The sequence below is a fragment of the Coleofasciculus sp. E1-EBD-02 genome (genome assembly GCF_040218245.1).
In the GTDB taxonomy this organism is placed as follows: domain Bacteria; phylum Cyanobacteriota; class Cyanobacteriia; order Cyanobacteriales; family Coleofasciculaceae; genus Coleofasciculus.
This window is the reverse complement of record NZ_JAVJQN010000055.1, coordinates 1-15,455: the sequence shown is the minus strand read 5'-3', so window position 1 is coordinate 15,455 and position 15,455 is coordinate 1. Positions and strand designations below refer to the sequence as shown.

At 46.4% G+C, this 15,455-nt stretch carries 18 protein-coding genes; 7 read left to right on the top strand and 11 right to left on the bottom strand.

Annotated elements, in window-relative coordinates:
• Nucleotides 1-2: 2 nt before the first annotated feature.
• Nucleotides 3-1,973 carry an acetate--CoA ligase gene (acs, locus tag RIC07_RS09535; protein ID WP_446394302.1) on the top strand — a complete coding sequence of 657 codons (1,971 nt, stop codon included), beginning with the start codon at nt 3-5 and terminating at the stop codon, nt 1,971-1,973.
• 169 nt (nt 1,974-2,142) lie between these two features.
• Entirely contained in the window at nt 2,143-2,352 is a 210-nt protein-coding gene (locus RIC07_RS09530) for a hypothetical protein (RefSeq protein ID WP_446394301.1), read from the top strand.
• Nucleotides 2,353-2,464: 112 nt separating this feature from the next.
• Here the strand turns inward: RIC07_RS09530 and RIC07_RS09525 are convergent, their stop codons facing one another.
• The gene (locus RIC07_RS09525; protein WP_446380939.1) at nt 2,465-2,869 is read right to left on the bottom strand and encodes a DUF6464 family protein; all 405 of its coding nucleotides are present in this window, start codon (nt 2,867-2,869) and stop codon (nt 2,465-2,467) included.
• Nucleotides 2,870-3,186: 317 nt separating this feature from the next.
• Here RIC07_RS09525 and RIC07_RS09520 point away from each other — a divergent pair, with 317 nt between their 5' ends.
• Nucleotides 3,187-3,408 carry a hypothetical protein gene (locus RIC07_RS09520; RefSeq protein ID WP_446380940.1) on the top strand — a complete coding sequence of 74 codons (222 nt, stop codon included), beginning with the start codon at nt 3,187-3,189 and terminating at the stop codon, nt 3,406-3,408.
• 240 nt (nt 3,409-3,648) lie between these two features.
• On the opposite strand, the gene RIC07_RS09515 is transcribed toward RIC07_RS09520, so the two are convergent.
• The 8 genes from RIC07_RS09515 to RIC07_RS09480 form a co-directional block, all read right to left on the bottom strand.
• Complete coding sequence (locus RIC07_RS09515; RefSeq protein WP_446394300.1) at nt 3,649-3,876, bottom strand: hypothetical protein; 228 nt, start codon at nt 3,874-3,876, stop codon at nt 3,649-3,651.
• 193 nt (nt 3,877-4,069) lie between these two features.
• Nucleotides 4,070-5,119: a M42 family metallopeptidase gene (locus tag RIC07_RS09510; protein WP_446394299.1), complete on the bottom strand. Its 1,050-nt coding sequence runs from the start codon at nt 5,117-5,119 to the stop codon at nt 4,070-4,072.
• Nucleotides 5,120-5,560: 441 nt separating this feature from the next.
• Nucleotides 5,561-6,295 carry a LemA family protein gene (locus RIC07_RS09505; RefSeq protein ID WP_446394298.1) on the bottom strand — a complete coding sequence of 245 codons (735 nt, stop codon included), beginning with the start codon at nt 6,293-6,295 and terminating at the stop codon, nt 5,561-5,563.
• Nucleotides 6,296-6,330: 35 nt separating this feature from the next.
• Entirely contained in the window at nt 6,331-7,698 is a 1,368-nt protein-coding gene (locus tag RIC07_RS09500) for a TPM domain-containing protein (protein ID WP_446394297.1), read from the bottom strand.
• Between the two features lie 265 nt (nt 7,699-7,963).
• Nucleotides 7,964-8,512 carry a hypothetical protein gene (locus tag RIC07_RS09495; RefSeq protein ID WP_446394296.1) on the bottom strand — a complete coding sequence of 183 codons (549 nt, stop codon included), beginning with the start codon at nt 8,510-8,512 and terminating at the stop codon, nt 7,964-7,966.
• A gap of 312 nt (nt 8,513-8,824) precedes the next feature.
• Nucleotides 8,825-9,286 (bottom strand): hypothetical protein, encoded by a 462-nt coding sequence (locus RIC07_RS09490; RefSeq protein ID WP_446394295.1) that lies wholly within the window; start codon nt 9,284-9,286, stop codon nt 8,825-8,827.
• A 210-nt stretch (nt 9,287-9,496) separates the two neighbouring features.
• Nucleotides 9,497-10,312 carry a TPM domain-containing protein gene (locus tag RIC07_RS09485; RefSeq protein WP_446394294.1) on the bottom strand — a complete coding sequence of 272 codons (816 nt, stop codon included), beginning with the start codon at nt 10,310-10,312 and terminating at the stop codon, nt 9,497-9,499.
• Between the two features lie 42 nt (nt 10,313-10,354).
• Nucleotides 10,355-10,639 (bottom strand): DUF6812 domain-containing protein, encoded by a 285-nt coding sequence (locus RIC07_RS09480; RefSeq protein WP_446394293.1) that lies wholly within the window; start codon nt 10,637-10,639, stop codon nt 10,355-10,357.
• Nucleotides 10,640-11,008: 369 nt separating this feature from the next.
• On the opposite strand from RIC07_RS09480, the gene RIC07_RS09475 reads away from it, so the two are divergent.
• Entirely contained in the window at nt 11,009-11,884 is an 876-nt protein-coding gene (locus RIC07_RS09475; RefSeq protein WP_446394292.1) for a tRNA (5-methylaminomethyl-2-thiouridine)(34)-methyltransferase MnmD, read from the top strand.
• Nucleotides 11,814-11,996 (top strand): hypothetical protein, encoded by a 183-nt coding sequence (locus RIC07_RS09470; protein WP_446394291.1) that lies wholly within the window; start codon nt 11,814-11,816, stop codon nt 11,994-11,996. Before RIC07_RS09475 ends, RIC07_RS09470 begins: the two co-directional genes overlap by 71 nt.
• Nucleotides 11,997-12,151: 155 nt before the next feature.
• On the opposite strand, the gene RIC07_RS09465 is transcribed toward RIC07_RS09470, so the two are convergent.
• A complete protein-coding gene (locus tag RIC07_RS09465) occupies nt 12,152-12,994 on the bottom strand; it encodes a CPBP family intramembrane glutamic endopeptidase (RefSeq protein ID WP_446394322.1) in 843 nt (280 codons plus the stop codon).
• A gap of 105 nt (nt 12,995-13,099) precedes the next feature.
• Nucleotides 13,100-13,513 carry an AbrB family transcriptional regulator gene (locus RIC07_RS09460; RefSeq protein ID WP_446380951.1) on the bottom strand — a complete coding sequence of 138 codons (414 nt, stop codon included), beginning with the start codon at nt 13,511-13,513 and terminating at the stop codon, nt 13,100-13,102.
• Between the two features lie 567 nt (nt 13,514-14,080).
• Between RIC07_RS09460 and RIC07_RS09455 the strand changes: the two genes are divergently transcribed.
• Nucleotides 14,081-15,097 carry a succinate dehydrogenase/fumarate reductase iron-sulfur subunit gene (locus RIC07_RS09455; RefSeq protein WP_446394290.1) on the top strand — a complete coding sequence of 339 codons (1,017 nt, stop codon included), beginning with the start codon at nt 14,081-14,083 and terminating at the stop codon, nt 15,095-15,097.
• Complete coding sequence (locus tag RIC07_RS09450; protein ID WP_446348078.1) at nt 15,094-15,282, top strand: chlorophyll a/b-binding protein; 189 nt, start codon at nt 15,094-15,096, stop codon at nt 15,280-15,282. The genes RIC07_RS09455 and RIC07_RS09450 overlap by 4 nt, the downstream gene beginning before the upstream one ends.
• Nucleotides 15,283-15,455: the final 173 nt, after the last annotated feature.

Here is a 15,455-nt window from a genome sequence, read left to right as displayed (position 1 = left end):
CGATGTCACAAGCGACCATAGAATCCGTCCTTCAAGAAAAACGCCTCTTTAATCCACCGAGTCAGTTTAGCCAAGAGTCCCATATTAAGAGCATGGAGGAGTATCAGCGCCTCTATGACCAAGCTAAAGCTGATCCAGAAGCCTTTTGGGGTCAACTGGCAGAACAAGAACTGCACTGGTTCCAGAAATGGGATCAGGTGCTGGATTGGCAACCCCCGTTTGCTCAGTGGTTTGTCGGCGGTAAACTAAACATTTCTTATAACTGTCTCGATCGCCACCTGACTCCTGAACGACAGGACAAATTAGCCTTGATTTGGGAAGGCGAACCCGGAGACTCCCGGAGCTTCACTTATGCTCAGTTGCATCGGGACGTCTGTCAAATGGCAAATGTCCTTAAACAACTGGGCTTGAAAAAAGGCGATCGCGTGGGGATTTATATGCCGATGATTCCCGAAGCGGCGATCGCCATGCTGGCTTGTTTGCGAATTGGCACACCCCATACGGTGGTGTTTGGGGGGTTTAGTTCTGAAGCCCTCAAAGACCGACTCTTAGATGCCGAAGCTAAGGTAGTGATTACGGCGGATGGCGGTTGGCGCAAGGATGCGATCGTCCCGTTGAAAGAACAAGTAGACAAAGCCTTAGCCGGGAATAGCGTTCCCAGCGTCCACAGCGTTCTGGTGGTGCAACGCACAGGTCAACAGATCGGTATGGCACCGGGACGCGATCACTGGTGGCACGATCTGCGATCGGGTGTCTCTGCGGATTGTCCAGCCGAACCCATGGACAGTGAAGATCCCGCCTTTATCCTTTATACCTCTGGCACCACAGGTAAACCCAAAGGCGTGGTTCATGCCACAGGTGGGTATAACCTTTATACCCATATCACCACAAAATGGGTCTTTGATCTGCACCCCTCGGATGTCTTCTGGTGTACTGCTGATATCGGTTGGATTACGGGTCACAGTTATATTGTGTACGGTCCCTTATCCAACGGTGCCACCACCGTCATGTATGAAGGGGCGCCCCGTTCCTCGAATCCCGGTTGTATGTGGGATGTGGTACAAAAATACCGAGTCACCATTTTCTATACCGCCCCCACCGCGATTCGCCTATTCATGAAAATGGGGGAACATTTACCCAAAGCGCGAGACTTATCCTCACTGCGATTACTGGGAAGTGTCGGTGAACCAATTAACCCAGCCGCTTGGATGTGGTATCACCGCGTCATTGGCGGCGAACGTTGTCCGATTGTGGATACCTGGTGGCAAACGGAGACAGGTGGAATCATGCTCACGCCTCTACCCGGTGCCACACCCACGAAGCCGGGTTCTGCCACTTATCCCTTCCCCGGAATTGTCGCTGATGTGGTGGATTTAGACGGCAATCCCGTGGGAGACAACCAAGGGGGTTACTTAGTGATTAAACAGCCGTGGCCCAGTATGATTCGTATGGTTCACGGCAACCCCGATCGCTTCCGTCGCACCTATTGGGAGCATATCCCGCCCAAAGATGGAGACTATCTCTACTTTAGTGGTGATGGCGCTCGTCGAGATCCAGACGGTTACTTCTGGGTTATGGGTCGAGTGGATGACGTGATCAACGTCGCCGGACATCGCTTGGGAACGATGGAAGTCGAATCATCCCTCGTCTCTCACCCCGCCGTCGCCGAAGCTGCTGTAGTCGGGAAACCCAGTGAGGTGAAAGGGGAAGAAATCGTCGCCTTTATCACTTTAGAAGAAAACTATACCGCCAGTGACACCTTAGCCAAGGAATTAAAACAGCACGTTGGACAAGAGATTGGCGCCTTAGCGCGTCCCGGTGAAATCAAATTCACCGAAGGATTACCCAAGACGCGATCGGGTAAAATTATGCGGCGGTTGTTGCGATCGCTTGCATCAGGTCAAGAGGTAACAGGTGATACCTCAACCTTAGAAGATCGGAGCGTCCTCGACAAATTACGGGGTGGCGCTTAATGCTTGTAGAGATGTGTCATGGCACGTCTGGGAGCAGGTGAGATTGTAGCTAATCCATGTCAGTAGGGGCGCAAGGCTTGCGCCCTTACGCAGATTATGTATGAAACCTATTCGCTCAAGCGATCGCCTTCTACAATGAAAGCATCAGACCAAATTCGAGGAGAACGTCATGGCAGCAGAGCGAGAATTTGATGATGCTCTACATGAAGCTGGCGTAGAGGCGGCTAATGTACTGAGAGAATTTCTGAAGAATCCACCAGCCGGAGGTGCCGAAAACGACGCTAACATTGTCAAAGTTAAAGTTGCGCTTCAGGTATTGGCGATCGCCAATGATCTACCCACTCCCCCATTTTTTATCGATTCGAGCAATCAAGCTTAAAATAGCCGGAAAATCAGTTCCTACAATCAATTGATAGACGTTCCGCCGAAACGTCTCTACCTTCTCCCGCCACACTTCGCAGACGTGAAGATCGCGGCGGGAGTTGTACAATCTAGCTTTGGCGACTTTTTCGATAGGGAATTTCAGAGTCAGTCAGGTTGGATTGAATTGGTTCGTAGTAACGGCAAGACTGACAAGGACCCTCTGGATTAACCGCACAACGCACAAGTTCAGAATTCGCATTATATTCACAACTCGCATCGCCCAGCACCCAGCGCCCATCAACCAAACTTTTCTCCGTCGGGCGCGGCGCCGATTGGACATACAAGGCAATTTTGTGCAAGCGATAACGCCCAGATTTTAGAAGATAGCGATGGCGACGCTCTAAAACAGCGTAGGTTTGACCGTTATAGTCAAGATAATTACCCGGTTGGGGAGTCCAATCTAATCGGATATTACCCAGACTCTGACGCGATTGCGTCAGGATTAGCTCTGCCGGAAGAGACTCTGGCTCCATAGTGATAGGTGTGATGATGACTACACTTGGATGGTATCGCAATCATTGTTGTCATTCGTCATTCGTCATTCGTCATTTGTCATTTGTCATTCGTCATTTGTCATTCGTCATTCGTCATTCGTCATTCGTCATTCGTCATTCGTCATTTGTTGACTCCCCCATCTTCCCATCTTCCCATCTTCCCATCTCCCCATCTCCCCCAGCTCCCTCATCTCCCCCAACTCCCCCGCGCCTCCGCTGGGGTGTGGGGTCTGACCCATATCCCTCAAATGGTTAGGATAGTTCATATTGGATAAAAGTGTTGATTTAATGCAACGATGAAAATTTCAGTGAGACTTATACCTGGTGCGCTATCTGATTTATTCGCTCAAGCTAGCAGTTCTGGTAAAATTACGCTCGCTGACCGATACGGATTAATGGCAGCATTGCTAGAAGAATCACTAACTGATGAAGAGAGAGACTCCCTAGAACGATTACTCCGCGCATTTCGCCGAGGGCGGATGAAGGTGGTCGATGAGATTTCTACACTAGGATACTAGAGATGTGCCAAGGTTTTGTGGATTGGTTATCGGTTATGAACTCCTCTGGAGCGCGTCAATCCGCCCCGACAATAGTGTGACTTCACTCTTTTAGAATGGACAGAAAAAGAAGGTAAAGAGTTGGATTATTGACAAGTTGCTACGTGGCGGCTTGATTCGATTCCTTTCGGTTTACTTGATAGTTATTTTCTACGACTTCCTATTTGCCACGTCTCTTTTCTTTAAGCCGATTCAACTTAATCAGGAGTCTTGGGGAATAGTATTTTGACCTTCCAATAATCTTAGATAGGAATAGGGTACAGATAGGGGCCAAGTAATTGTAGCCACAACGAAACAAATTCCACAGCTCAGTCTATCGTCTTCCGATAACGTATTATCTTCTTGTAAACAGGTAAACCACTTGTTTAACAAGCGCACCGCTACGACTAAGTAAAGACTAACTGAGCTAACTAGCATGATATGCAACATGATCAACCTACCTTAAAGAATTGTTGTTTCAGCGCTAACGGCTGGTTAAGTCCTTCGCTTTTTATCTAGTATACTGAACGATTTGCTTCTCAAAAGCCTATAGTACCTATATTTACACAATCTTCACTGTCGCATTTTTTCCTTAACTTTATCTTAATAAAGGGAGTTGTTATCCGTCGCCGTTTTGTGATACTCAGGTGAACTGAGTCTGGCAGTACGTGTCAAGCAGAGAAATGCAGTTGGCGATCGCGCCCAAATGAGCCACCTCATAGCCGTGGGTATTTTGTGTCGGGAAACTCAAGCAGGCGGCGCGGGAAACATGACCAAACTTCATGGCAATAGACGCATCGCTGCCAAACCCACTAATTGTGGCAAGCTGTAAGGGAACACCAATCCCATTCGCCGCCTGTCGCAGTTCCCAGTTGAGTCCTTCATCGTAAATCCCGTAGCCATCCTGAGACAACAGCACAGGTGCTTCCCCATCTTCAATCGGGTATTCTGAGGAGAGAGGGCAGATTTCTAAGGCGATTAAAGCATCAAGCGAATGATTTTGACTGAAATACAACGCGCCAATTGCGCCAACTTCTTCCTTCGCCGACGCCACTAAATAGGTATCCACAACCGGAGTTTTAACCTGTTCAGCAAGACTCAACAGAATAGCAACAGAGGCTTTGTTATCCAAGGTATAACTAGCAATGTAATCCTTGAGGCGTATGGGTCGCTTACGGTGTTTACCCACAACCATGCGCGTTCCGGGGCGCACCCCAGCAGCGACAAGTTCAGCCAGAGTACATTTCGTTTCCACCCAAACCTCTTCCCAACGCAGGGGGGCGGTTTCCTGTTGCGCCTTTTGGGGAGATTCATGGGAAACATGACGTGATCCAAAGGAAAGAATACCACTCAGAGTTTGATTATCACCCAATAAATCGACAACGCCTTCCCCATACACCCAGGGAAATGAGCCGCCGAGTTTGCGGACTTGCACCTGTCCCTGTTCGTCCATCGATTTAACAATACCGCCAATTTCATCTTTATGGGCGGTAATGGCAATGGATCGCTCAGAGGTTTGACCCGGTATCTTAGCAATAATATTTCCGGCTCGATCCTGCCATGATTCGACACCTAAACCTTGCAACCGACTGATCAGAAGTTGATCAATTTCCCGTTCGGCACCACTAGGAGAATGATGCAGCACTAACTCTTCAATAGTATTAAATAAGTGGTCGTAATTTGAGGATGGCATGAAGGCGATAAACTCACGCAATAAAGGCGAATACTACTGACCTAAGCTAGCTTCATTCGTAGTTGCGCTTGTAGTTGCGCTTGTAGTTGCGCTTGTAGTTGCGCTTGTAGTTGCGCTTGTAGTTGCGCTTTAGCGCCATCAACACCTCAGCGTTGACTATAAATCTATGGATGTATTATATCAATTTATAAAACGCTTACGTCAGTGCTATTCAGCTCAAATCAACCAACACCCTAACATACTCATTCTATATCGGCAATAATAAATAATTCAACATTTAAAGCAAGAGACGTTATTGATATCAGACACAAAATTCCCATCCCTGTAGGGGCGGGTTTAGGGATTAATCTTTCTAGCGTGTGATAATTGAACAGGCAAAACCCGCCCTTCCTATCCCCTAACTGATCAGACGAATCAGGTTAGGCGTGATAATCGTCCTGGTTAAGGTTCAGTGGTTGCCGCCTGGAAAAAGGGTTGCGCCTCAAACCCTAACCCCTGTGCCAAAACCGAGTTAGGAAATTGCTGAATCCTTTGATTGTATTGTTGCACCGCCTGATTATAACGCATCCGTTCTACAGCAAGGCGATTTTCTGTCCCGGCTATTTCATACTGAAGGTTCGTAAATAATTGACTCGATTGTAAATGAGAATTATTGGCGGCATAGTCTTGAAAATGATTAATCGCGTCATTCACTTGTTCGACAGCCGCCACTTTTTGTTCTGGGGTATCCGCTTGTAAATAAGCCTGACGAGATTGCTGCAACAAAGACACCATTTCTTTTTCATGTTCGGTGTAAGCTTGAGTGACTTGAACCAAATTAGGAATCAAATCAGCACGTCGCTGCAGTTGATTTTCCACTTGCGCCCATTTAGCCTGAACCACAGAAGCATGGCGAGAAAATGAGTTATATGTCCAGATACTCCAAACTCCACTAATCGCCAAAACACTTGCACCAACTATCGCCAAAACTCTTCGCTGTTTTTGTTGGCGTATTTTTCGCGATCGCACCTCTTGAATTGCTTGTTGAATAAACTCTGCTGGAATTTGGGCTTCTGAACCCGCTTGTATGAGTTCCGAGGCAGAGTAAGCTTGGCTGTTATTGGCATAATTGCGAGAGGCTAATTCCAAAACCTCTGGAACAATTTCTTCAGGTATTCCCCCGTTTAATTTATTCATGACTTGCTCCCATTTCAATCAACAATTTCATAAAATTACCAATCTCCACCTGCACCACCGCCGCCACTATCACCGCCACCAAAATCGCTACTACTGCTAGAACTGCTGTCACTTGAGCTGCTGTCACTTGAACTGCTGTGTGAAGTGGAAGGCAAAGTTGGGATAGTTTCTATCTTCTCTTTGTAATAATCACAACATTTGCAGTCATCGATAATGCGAAGTTCACCCGTGCTATATTCAGTCGGAGATGTAATTGTTGTTGCACTGTGTTTCATTGTTAATTCTTGACATATTGGGCATTGTATGTAAGAACGAGAATCAACCACATAAGCCCGGATATGCATTAACGGCAACCGCATCTTCTGACTACAGGGACGACATTCCCAACCTTCAAATTTCACGCTACCTAAATTTCGAGCCACTTTTTCGGGTTTAGTGAGAGAGGCACGAACCAAGCTTGGCCGCACTCTTTTCAAGGGTGAACCACAATCGCTACAATGCCAAGATGGTGAAACGTAATATTTATTTGTTGCTAAGATGGCAAGTGGAAATCCAGTAACTACACTAAAAATGAACCAGCTAATTGCAAACTTTATATTAAATAATTTAAGAGAAATGATTACTAAGAATAGTCCCAGGGACAACGTAGCCAAAACTATACCCATATAGGCGATTAGATAAGCTTTCTGCTTAGGATTACTGACGCCATGGAGGCGCGATCGCCCCATGGGTTTGAGCAAAATTGGAGTACTAATTTTCTTGAACTGGCGGTATCCTATCCATGACAATAGTATACCTCCCACACCGATTAACGCAATTGTGCCACGTCGAGTGGCACTTAGGGATATATTAGTAGAATTTGCTGAGAAAGAATCAGTACTTTTACTCTGCAAAGTATTTATCAGTGCTTTCGTTCCCGCTAATACACCACCATCAAAGTCACCTTGTTTGAATCTGGGTGTGATCTGATTCTCAATGATGTTACCCACTTTGGCATCTGGTAAAATTGGCTCAATCCCATAACCCGTTTCAATTTCAACGCGACGATCACCAACTGAAACCAAAAATAGTACACCATTATCTTCATCAGTTTTGCCAATTCCCCAATGATTAAATAACTCTGTTGTAAACGCTTTTGGCGAAGCCAATGGTGCTGTTTCTGGCACAGTAACTACGGCGATTTCTGTCCCATTTTGGGCTTCTAACTCAGAAATAATTTGATTAAGTTTAGTTTCTGTAGAATCACTGAGGATATTTGACATATCCGTTACCCAAGTGCCATTGACCTGTTGCGGATTGGGGACATCCTGTATAGTTAAGGCATAACTCACACAAGGAAATAGGCAAAGCGCTAGACAAAATAGACTTGCCACAACTAGGCGTTGAACTTTTATAACTTTCATAAGCATTTGTATCCAAAATTTGAAAAACTTAATTATGATGTGCTAGCTATTGATTGAAAACTGGAGAGGTATCGAGTCCGGATGTTGATTCAAATGTCGATGTCGTTTTGTTCAGGTGGTAATAACAACAAATTTGATCAGAGGGCGACCCAACCTAATTGAATGAAATGGAGTTTTTAATTAGTGCAAGCGGGTCGCCCCGACACTCTGAACTACAGATGTTTTGGATTATTAATAAGCGGACAACTCGATCAAAAGAGGCTGCTTAGAAATCACCGCCAGCGCCACCACCGCCACTGTCACCGCCACCAAAACTACCACCACCGGAATCGCCACCACCGGAATCGCCACCACCACTGTAGCCACCGCCACCGTAATCACCGCCTGTGTAACCGCCACCCGTGTAACTACTACTTGAAGAACGGCGACGCGAGGAACGACGACTCGAAGAACTGCCATTACTATTGGCAACTAGAAAAATCACGACCGTTGGCACACCTAATAGTACGAGTAATGCCAGTAAAGCTTCTCCAGACGATTTATATATCTTAGATTTGGACTCTAAAGACGTAGTATTACTAGCGACTTCAGTATTCATATTACCCGTCGGCAAATCGGAATTAATCGGATTGCTTTGGCTCTCGCTTTCTTCACTAACAATCCCTGTCATTTCTGTGGCAAAACCGCTAGTCACTGGTGGCGAATTAGCAAAGTTTTCAACTGTTAATTTTTGTGCCGCAAGGGGTGAAAAAACTGTTAAACAAAATGGAACTGTCCAAAGTATCTGTTTGAGTTTAGGGGCAAAAGATTTCATGCTTTCAATCTCCGAAAAAAATTGATGTTGATTGGGTTATGTGAGGACGCTGTAAATTCTTGAATCTGCGTCGTCTGTCTCTTACTCGCTATTGAGTCTTGGCTTTTATGCGAGAGGTTGATTCTTGTAATATCTCTTTACAACTTAAGTAGGGTCGATTGACTAACTTAAGGGTTGGTAGAACGTGATGCGATCGCTGATGGCGAAGACAGCGCCACTACAAACTGATGATGTTAGATGTAAGAGTTTGTAGTCAGCGCTCAACTTGCTTATGGCACGCTTGGTGCAACTACGAAGCGGTATTCATTTCCTTTAGAAACCGCCACCGCAACCGCCACCGCCACTGGAACCGCCGCCAAAGCCGCCACCACTAGAACCGCCGCCACCGCTGCAACCGCCGCCGCCAGTGGAACCGCCACCGCCGCCAAAGCCGCCACCACTGTAGCCACTGTAGCCACTACTCGAAGAACGATGACTACCAGAACGGTAACTGCTAGAACTGCTATCGCTATTTAGGGCTAGTATCAGCACTCCAACAGGTACGCCCAATAGGATGAGTAGTGCCAGCAAAGCCTCGTTAGACGACTTATAAATATGCTCAGGAGATGTAGTATTACTCGCGACTACAGTACTCGTTTCAGTAACGACTGCTTTTGTTTCGTTGAATGTGCTTTCTTCAACGGTGATGGCTTGGGCAGCCAGAGGGGAGAAAATGGTTAGACAAACTGGAACTGTCCAAATCATTTGTTTGAGTTGACGTGCAAAAGGTTTCATTGTTTTAATCTCCGATAAATTCTTGATGTTGATTAGGTTATGGGGGAAAGCTGTAATTTTTTGAAGCTGAGTTGTCTGTTTCTTATTCACGGTTAACTCCTAGATTGTCTGCAAGAGGTCGATTTTAGGAATAATGTTGCACACATTTAGCAAACATCTGTTATCGACTTGAGGTAGTCAAAATCTGTAATGATCCAAGCGAACATGATCTTATAAATCACTGCCACCAAAACTGCAACCACTAGAACCACCACTACTGATACCGCCATTGGAAGAACGCCTAGAATAACGATGCCTAGAAGAACGGCGCCTAGAAGAACGGCTACGATTGCGATTGGCAACGAGTAGGACAATGATTCCAACAGGTACTCCTAGGAAGAGGAGTAATGATTGCAACGTTCCTCCAGAAAAGGTTTCTTCACTGGATAGTTGAGATGAAGATACAGCCGTCGTACTGTTGGTCGTTTTTCTATTGGTTTGGATGGTATCGGTTGTATTGACGTCATCGCTTAATTGAACAACCAATGCTTTGGTTCCGGCTAATGTCCCGGTGTCAAAGTCACCTTGCTTAAAAGGCGGAGTAATGTTAGTTTTGATAATCTGACCCACCTGGGCATCGGGTAAAATCGGTTCGATACCATATCCGGTTTCAATCTCGACGCGGCGATCGCCTGTGGAAATCAAAAATAGTACACCGTTGTCCTCATAAGCTTTGCCAATCCCCCAGTGATTGAACAACTCAGTGGTAAACGCTTTGGGTGATGGAGATGGAGAGGTTTCCGGTACAGTCACAACGGCAATTTCTGTACCATTTTCAATTTCCAACTCAGAAATCATCTGATTAAGCTGGCGTTCCGTATCCTGACTGAGAATATCTGCCATATCTGTTACCCAAGTGCCATTCCTTTGTTGCGGATTAGGAACCTCTTCAACGGTTAAGGCGTGGGCGGAAAGCGGTGAGAGGACAGTGAGACAGAAGGGAACTGCCCAAATTGCCTGTTTGATTTTAGTGGTTATCGTTTTCATAATGTATTTCCTCTAAATGTTGGAGTAAGTTCGCTATAGTCGTCAGGCTGCACCTGCTGAGACAGAATCAGTCTCCCAAGTCTGAGATGAAGTGGGTGTCACCTCTGCCTCACATAAGAATGCGATCGCAGGCTTGTTAATGCACAGAGAGGACATTTGCGTGAGCGGCTGTCCCGGTTGGTGGATTTCTACATCCGTCAACACAATGAAATTTCGAGAATTATTGAGCATATCGGAGAGTCTAGAACGATAGCTGTTAGGAAGGGCAGAAACTGCCATATCACCGAATATTTGAACGTTATTTAGGGTCAAAATTTGGACTCTCATCGAATTCTTCCTCAAATTTCATTGGTGTTGTTTTCTGACACCCTGACCATGGATCGGTTTGTTCGCTTTACTCATTCTTGTGAGCTATTTCTGTTATATCCCCTTTGAATGAGGTTTGTCAAGGGGCAAGTACAAGCCTTAAACCGTCTTATGTTTCAACGCAAGGCTAAAAGCTAAAGTCCTATAATGACGCCAGGACAGGAGTTGTAGTCATTTGAAGCGGAACGAAAAGTCATAGAAATGGGGAGGAATGTGAGGGATATGAGGAATGTGAGATATAGAGCCACCGCCACAATGGTTAGGACTGAGAACACGTCTGCCTCCTGCCCGATGGGGAAGGTAGAATTTTGAATATCATTCAGACCAACCATGGCAAACATCCCCAGCTTTACCCCTCAACCCACAGCCGATGGCTCATTCACCTTCTTTTCTGAAGCGTTTGGTGAATATTTCCACAGCACTCAAGGGGCAAAAACGGAAGCGTTGTTAAAATTTGTGGAACCTTGTCACTTGAAGCAAAAAGCCCAACAGCAGGTTGTGCGTCTGCTGGATATCTGCTATGGCTTAGGCTACAATACAGCGGCGGCTTTAGAAACGATTTGGACGATTAACCCTAGATGCCAAGTTGAATTAGTCGCCCTGGAATTAGACCCGACTGTACCGCGAAGCGCGATCGCACATCATTTTCTCAGTGGCTGGAATCACCCGATTCCCGAACTCCTAGAGTGTCTGGTGACAACCTCACAAGTCAAAACGGATCAGCTTCAGGCGCAACTTTATTTCGGCGATGCCAGAAAAAGCATCCAGCACTTGTCTCAGTTGAACTTTCAAGCTGATGCTATTTTTCTCGATCCCTTTTCTTCCCGTCGCTGTCCCCAATTATGGACGGTGGAATTTTTCCACCAATTAGCTGAGTGCTGTGCCAAAACAGGTAGACTCGCAACCTATTCCTGTGCGGCTGCTGTCCGTAGTGGCTTAATAACGGCTGGATTTAAGATTGGTCCGACACCCCCTGTCGGGGGACGACAACCGGGAACCGTGGCAAGTTTTGACGCTTCCACTCTACCCCCTCTCTCCGAGCGATCGCGTCAACATTTACAAACCCGTGCGGCTATTCCCTATCGTGATCCTCAACTTGCGGATCAGGCTGAGATTATTCTGCAACGACGGCAAATTGAGCAGCAAGCCTCTACTCTCGAACCTACTTCCCATTGGCAAAAACGTTGGTCAGCAAAAGAGGGATGAGGGAGCAGGGGGAGCAGGGGGAGCAGGGGGAGCAGAGGGAGCTGGGGGAGCTGGGGAAGCTGGGGAAGCAGAGGGAGATGGGGGAGATGGGGGAGATGGGGAAGAATTGTAGAGACTTCTCCGGTGGAACATCTTTTGTAGGGGCGGGTTTTACCACTAACGTTTCGTTTTGACCCTGATATAACTAAACCCGCCCCGACCTCACCGTTCAATTATCACAAATGACGAATGACAAAGGACAAATGACTAATGACCAATGACTAATGACTAATGACTAATTCCCCACAGGAACGCAGCAACACCGAGTAAACACAAGACACCAGATATCCCTGCTAAAGGATTATCTCCTATTCCCGTTATCCATATTGGTCCTTTTCTGGTATAAGAAATCAGTTTGGCTTCCTCCAGACAGGTTAATCCCCAAATCCAACCTGCGTGGAGTCCCCAGGCTAAGCCTAAACTCCCTTCATTCACGTACCGCGCTAGGACTAATACCATACCCATTAGCCACAATCCAGGAATTTGAGGGAGCGTCTGTTGCTGTTCCCAAATCAGATGTAATAGAGCAAAAATCAGACTTGATAGTACCGCCGCTATTGCCAGAGAATAGTCCTGTTGGAGTTCCGTCAGAAGGAACCCGCGAAACACTAATTCCTCGATTAATCCAATCCCTAGTCCTATTCCCCATATTGGCAGTCCAATCTGGGTCAATTGCTGCCAATTTTCTCCATGCCAATCCACCCAGCCTACTAGCCATTGTCCCGTAAAGCTGATTCCTAAACTCAAAATTGCCACAGCAAATCCCCCGACTAAGGATATCCAAATCCGCGTCGTCCAGTCCCAGCCATAGTCAGGGAATGATGTATCTTCTATCTGTGTCGCCCCCCAGATAATCAGGGGGGCAATGAGGTAAAGAACAGCAATGAATGGCAACTTTTGCTGTGCTGCCAAAGGCTTAGGAGGATACCATTTCAGTCGGGTTGCGATCGCGATGGCTAAAGGCAACCACAACGCAGACCAAGCCAGAAAAAAAACCGCGACTTTTACCAGCGCCGATGCGCTTATTAGCCAAATAATACACGGATTATCTGCCTGATCAAAAATAGCCATAAGCGCGATCGGCAAACGGTGAGGAGCTATAATTTTTACGCGGCTACTTTCATGCTGCCAAGGATGGATACTTTGCATAACCCATCCTTTTTAGCATGAACTGCCTCAAACCTCTGCGGCTTCTAATTCCTCTTCGGACGCCTCAGATGTATCCAGATCCACCTGCTTGAGATGGATATGCTTGTAGCCCAGTTTAATTTCAAACTCATCACCGGGCTTTAATCCCATTTCCTGAGTGTAGGTTGAGCCAATCACAATCTGACCATTTTTATGGACGCTGACGCGATATGTCGGTTCCCGACCACGACCATCTTTTGCTCCCTCTGGATCTAAGGGAACACCCTTCGCCGCTAACACCGCATCATAAAAATCAGTTAAGTTGACGCGGGTCTGACCTGTTTTACTTTCGGAATAATAGCCACAGCGTTTTGCTGTTTCTCGCCGAGGCAAGTGAGAAAGCTCTTTTACTTTTTGAAGTAAGGCTTTCCCCGTTAATGCATTAGCTTGGGTCTCTGCCATAATTTCACAGACTATCCTTTATTTTTCAGGATGGTAAACGTCATTTGCTGCCAAGTGTATTTGGCTATATAAAAAATATATCGTTAAATCTCTGGTTTTGGTCAAGATTTTTTTGATCATTTATTAAAATTTCTAGGAATTTGAGCCATAAGGATTTTTCGGAGACGCCAAAGCCGCTTCTTAGGTTAAAATTTTAACCAAGATATGACTCTGTGGCAAAAGATCGAACCTGAAGTATGTTCAGATCAGTGATCCATCTGGAGATTTGGCAGGTCATCTGGGAAAAATTTGACCAGACACAAGGGAGAGAGCATCTATCAGCAGAAAATCAACACTCCCAAGGATGAATGCTGAGTGACCGCCGATTGTCTTAGACTGTAGTCAGTTTGCTAAATATCGTGGCTAAATGCTCACGGACAAGTTGAGCGAGTGCCTTCTGGCAATATTTCTCATCTATATTTATGGGCGATCAGGAAATGAGGGGGTGATGGTCAATGGGTAGGTTGTGATTCCTGAGAAGGTGGTAATTTTCATATAGGTGTTGAGATACAAAGAGAGCATATCACTATGCAAGTTGCCTTTAAAATCATTCGACAGACTCAAAATACCTCCCCCACTATCGAGACTTACAAGTTAGATGTGGAGGAAGGAAACACGATTCTGGAGTGCCTGAATCGGATTAAGTGGGAGCAGGATGGAACGTTAGCGTTTCGCAAGAATTGCCGCAACACAATCTGTGGTAGCTGTGCGATGCGGATCAATGGTCGCTCCGCACTGGCTTGTAAAGAAAATGTGGGCAATGAATTGGCGCAGCTGCCTGAGCATCATCGTCCAGAGATTCCGGAAATCACAATTGCCCCCCTAGGTAATTTGCCCGTGATTAAGGATTTAGTCGTGGATATGCGGAGCTTTTGGGACAACTTAGAAGCGGTTGAACCCTACGTTAGCACAGCCGGACGAACCATTCCAGAACGGGAATTTTTACAAAGTCCCCAAGAGCGATCGCGCCTGGATCAGAATGGTAATTGTATCATGTGTGGCGCGTGTTATTCAGAATGTAATGCTCGCGAGGTTGATCCCACATTTGTTGGTCCTCACGCCCTCGCCAAAGCCCAACGTCTAGTCGCCGATTCTCGCGATACCGCCATAGAAAGTCGCCTGGAAAACTACAATCAAGGCACTAAGGGGGTGTGGGGATGTACCCGCTGTTTAATGTGTAACGCCGTTTGCCCAATGGATGTCGCCCCCATGGATCAAATCGGTAAAATTAAACAAGAAATTCTGACTCGCAAAGACAAGCAAGCCAGCCGCTCAATCCGCCATCGCAAAGTCTTAATTGATTTGGTCAAACAAGGAGGTTGGGTTGATGAGCGCAAATTTGGCATCCAAGTGGTGGCGAACTTCTTCCGAGATATTAAAGGAATGCTCAGTTTAAGTCCCCTCGGATTACGGATGCTCGCCCGTGGTAAATTCCCCCTAGGATTTGACGCCTCCGAAGACACCGCCCAAGTGCGATCGCTGATTGAATCCGTCCAAACCTTGAAATCTGAGACACCAGAGGAAGAAATTTTACCAAAATCATGACATCTCAAACACCCACCCCAGAAAAATCGACAACAGAAACCCCCAACCAACCCGAACCCGCTTTTGGGTGGACACCTTACGCCGAACAAATCAACGGACGGTTTGCCATGATCGCATTTGTGGCTTTATTGCTGATCGAGTTGATTACAGGTAAAGGTTTATTAGGCTGGTTGGGTTTGATTTAGTTATTCGTCATTGGTCATTGGTCATTTGTCCTTTGTTAGGGAACAGGGAACAGGGAACAGGGAACAGGGAACAGGGAACAGGGAACAGGGAACAGGGAACAGGGAACAGGGAACAGGGAACAGGGAACAGGGAACAGGGAACAGGGAACAGGGAACAGGGAACAGGGAACAGG

What these genes read in the sequence shown, in the direction of transcription:
- RIC07_RS09495 (WP_446394296.1), bottom strand. Translation starts at nt 8,512, where the DNA reads ATGAAATCTTTTGCCCCTAAACTCAAACAGATACTTTGGACAGTTCCA.
- RIC07_RS09460 (WP_446380951.1), bottom strand. Translation starts at nt 13,513, where the DNA reads ATGGCAGAGACCCAAGCTAATGCATTAACGGGGAAAGCCTTACTTCAA.
- RIC07_RS09450 (WP_446348078.1), top strand. Translation starts at nt 15,094, where the DNA reads ATGACATCTCAAACACCCACCCCAGAAAAATCGACAACAGAAACCCCC.
- RIC07_RS09465 (WP_446394322.1), bottom strand. Translation starts at nt 12,994, where the DNA reads ATGGCTATTTTTGATCAGGCAGATAATCCGTGTATTATTTGGCTAATA.
- RIC07_RS09490 (WP_446394295.1), bottom strand. Translation starts at nt 9,286, where the DNA reads ATGAAACCTTTTGCACGTCAACTCAAACAAATGATTTGGACAGTTCCA.
- RIC07_RS09520 (WP_446380940.1), top strand. Translation starts at nt 3,187, where the DNA reads ATGAAAATTTCAGTGAGACTTATACCTGGTGCGCTATCTGATTTATTC.
- acs (WP_446394302.1), top strand. Translation starts at nt 3, where the DNA reads ATGTCACAAGCGACCATAGAATCCGTCCTTCAAGAAAAACGCCTCTTT.
- RIC07_RS09510 (WP_446394299.1), bottom strand. Translation starts at nt 5,119, where the DNA reads ATGCCATCCTCAAATTACGACCACTTATTTAATACTATTGAAGAGTTA.
- RIC07_RS09500 (WP_446394297.1), bottom strand. Translation starts at nt 7,698, where the DNA reads ATGAAAGTTATAAAAGTTCAACGCCTAGTTGTGGCAAGTCTATTTTGT.
- RIC07_RS09530 (WP_446394301.1), top strand. Translation starts at nt 2,143, where the DNA reads ATGGCAGCAGAGCGAGAATTTGATGATGCTCTACATGAAGCTGGCGTA.
- RIC07_RS09515 (WP_446394300.1), bottom strand. Translation starts at nt 3,876, where the DNA reads ATGTTGCATATCATGCTAGTTAGCTCAGTTAGTCTTTACTTAGTCGTA.
- RIC07_RS09455 (WP_446394290.1), top strand. Translation starts at nt 14,081, where the DNA reads ATGCAAGTTGCCTTTAAAATCATTCGACAGACTCAAAATACCTCCCCC.
- RIC07_RS09505 (WP_446394298.1), bottom strand. Translation starts at nt 6,295, where the DNA reads ATGAATAAATTAAACGGGGGAATACCTGAAGAAATTGTTCCAGAGGTT.
- RIC07_RS09475 (WP_446394292.1), top strand. Translation starts at nt 11,009, where the DNA reads ATGGCAAACATCCCCAGCTTTACCCCTCAACCCACAGCCGATGGCTCA.
- RIC07_RS09485 (WP_446394294.1), bottom strand. Translation starts at nt 10,312, where the DNA reads ATGAAAACGATAACCACTAAAATCAAACAGGCAATTTGGGCAGTTCCC.
- RIC07_RS09525 (WP_446380939.1), bottom strand. Translation starts at nt 2,869, where the DNA reads ATGGAGCCAGAGTCTCTTCCGGCAGAGCTAATCCTGACGCAATCGCGT.
- RIC07_RS09480 (WP_446394293.1), bottom strand. Translation starts at nt 10,639, where the DNA reads ATGAGAGTCCAAATTTTGACCCTAAATAACGTTCAAATATTCGGTGAT.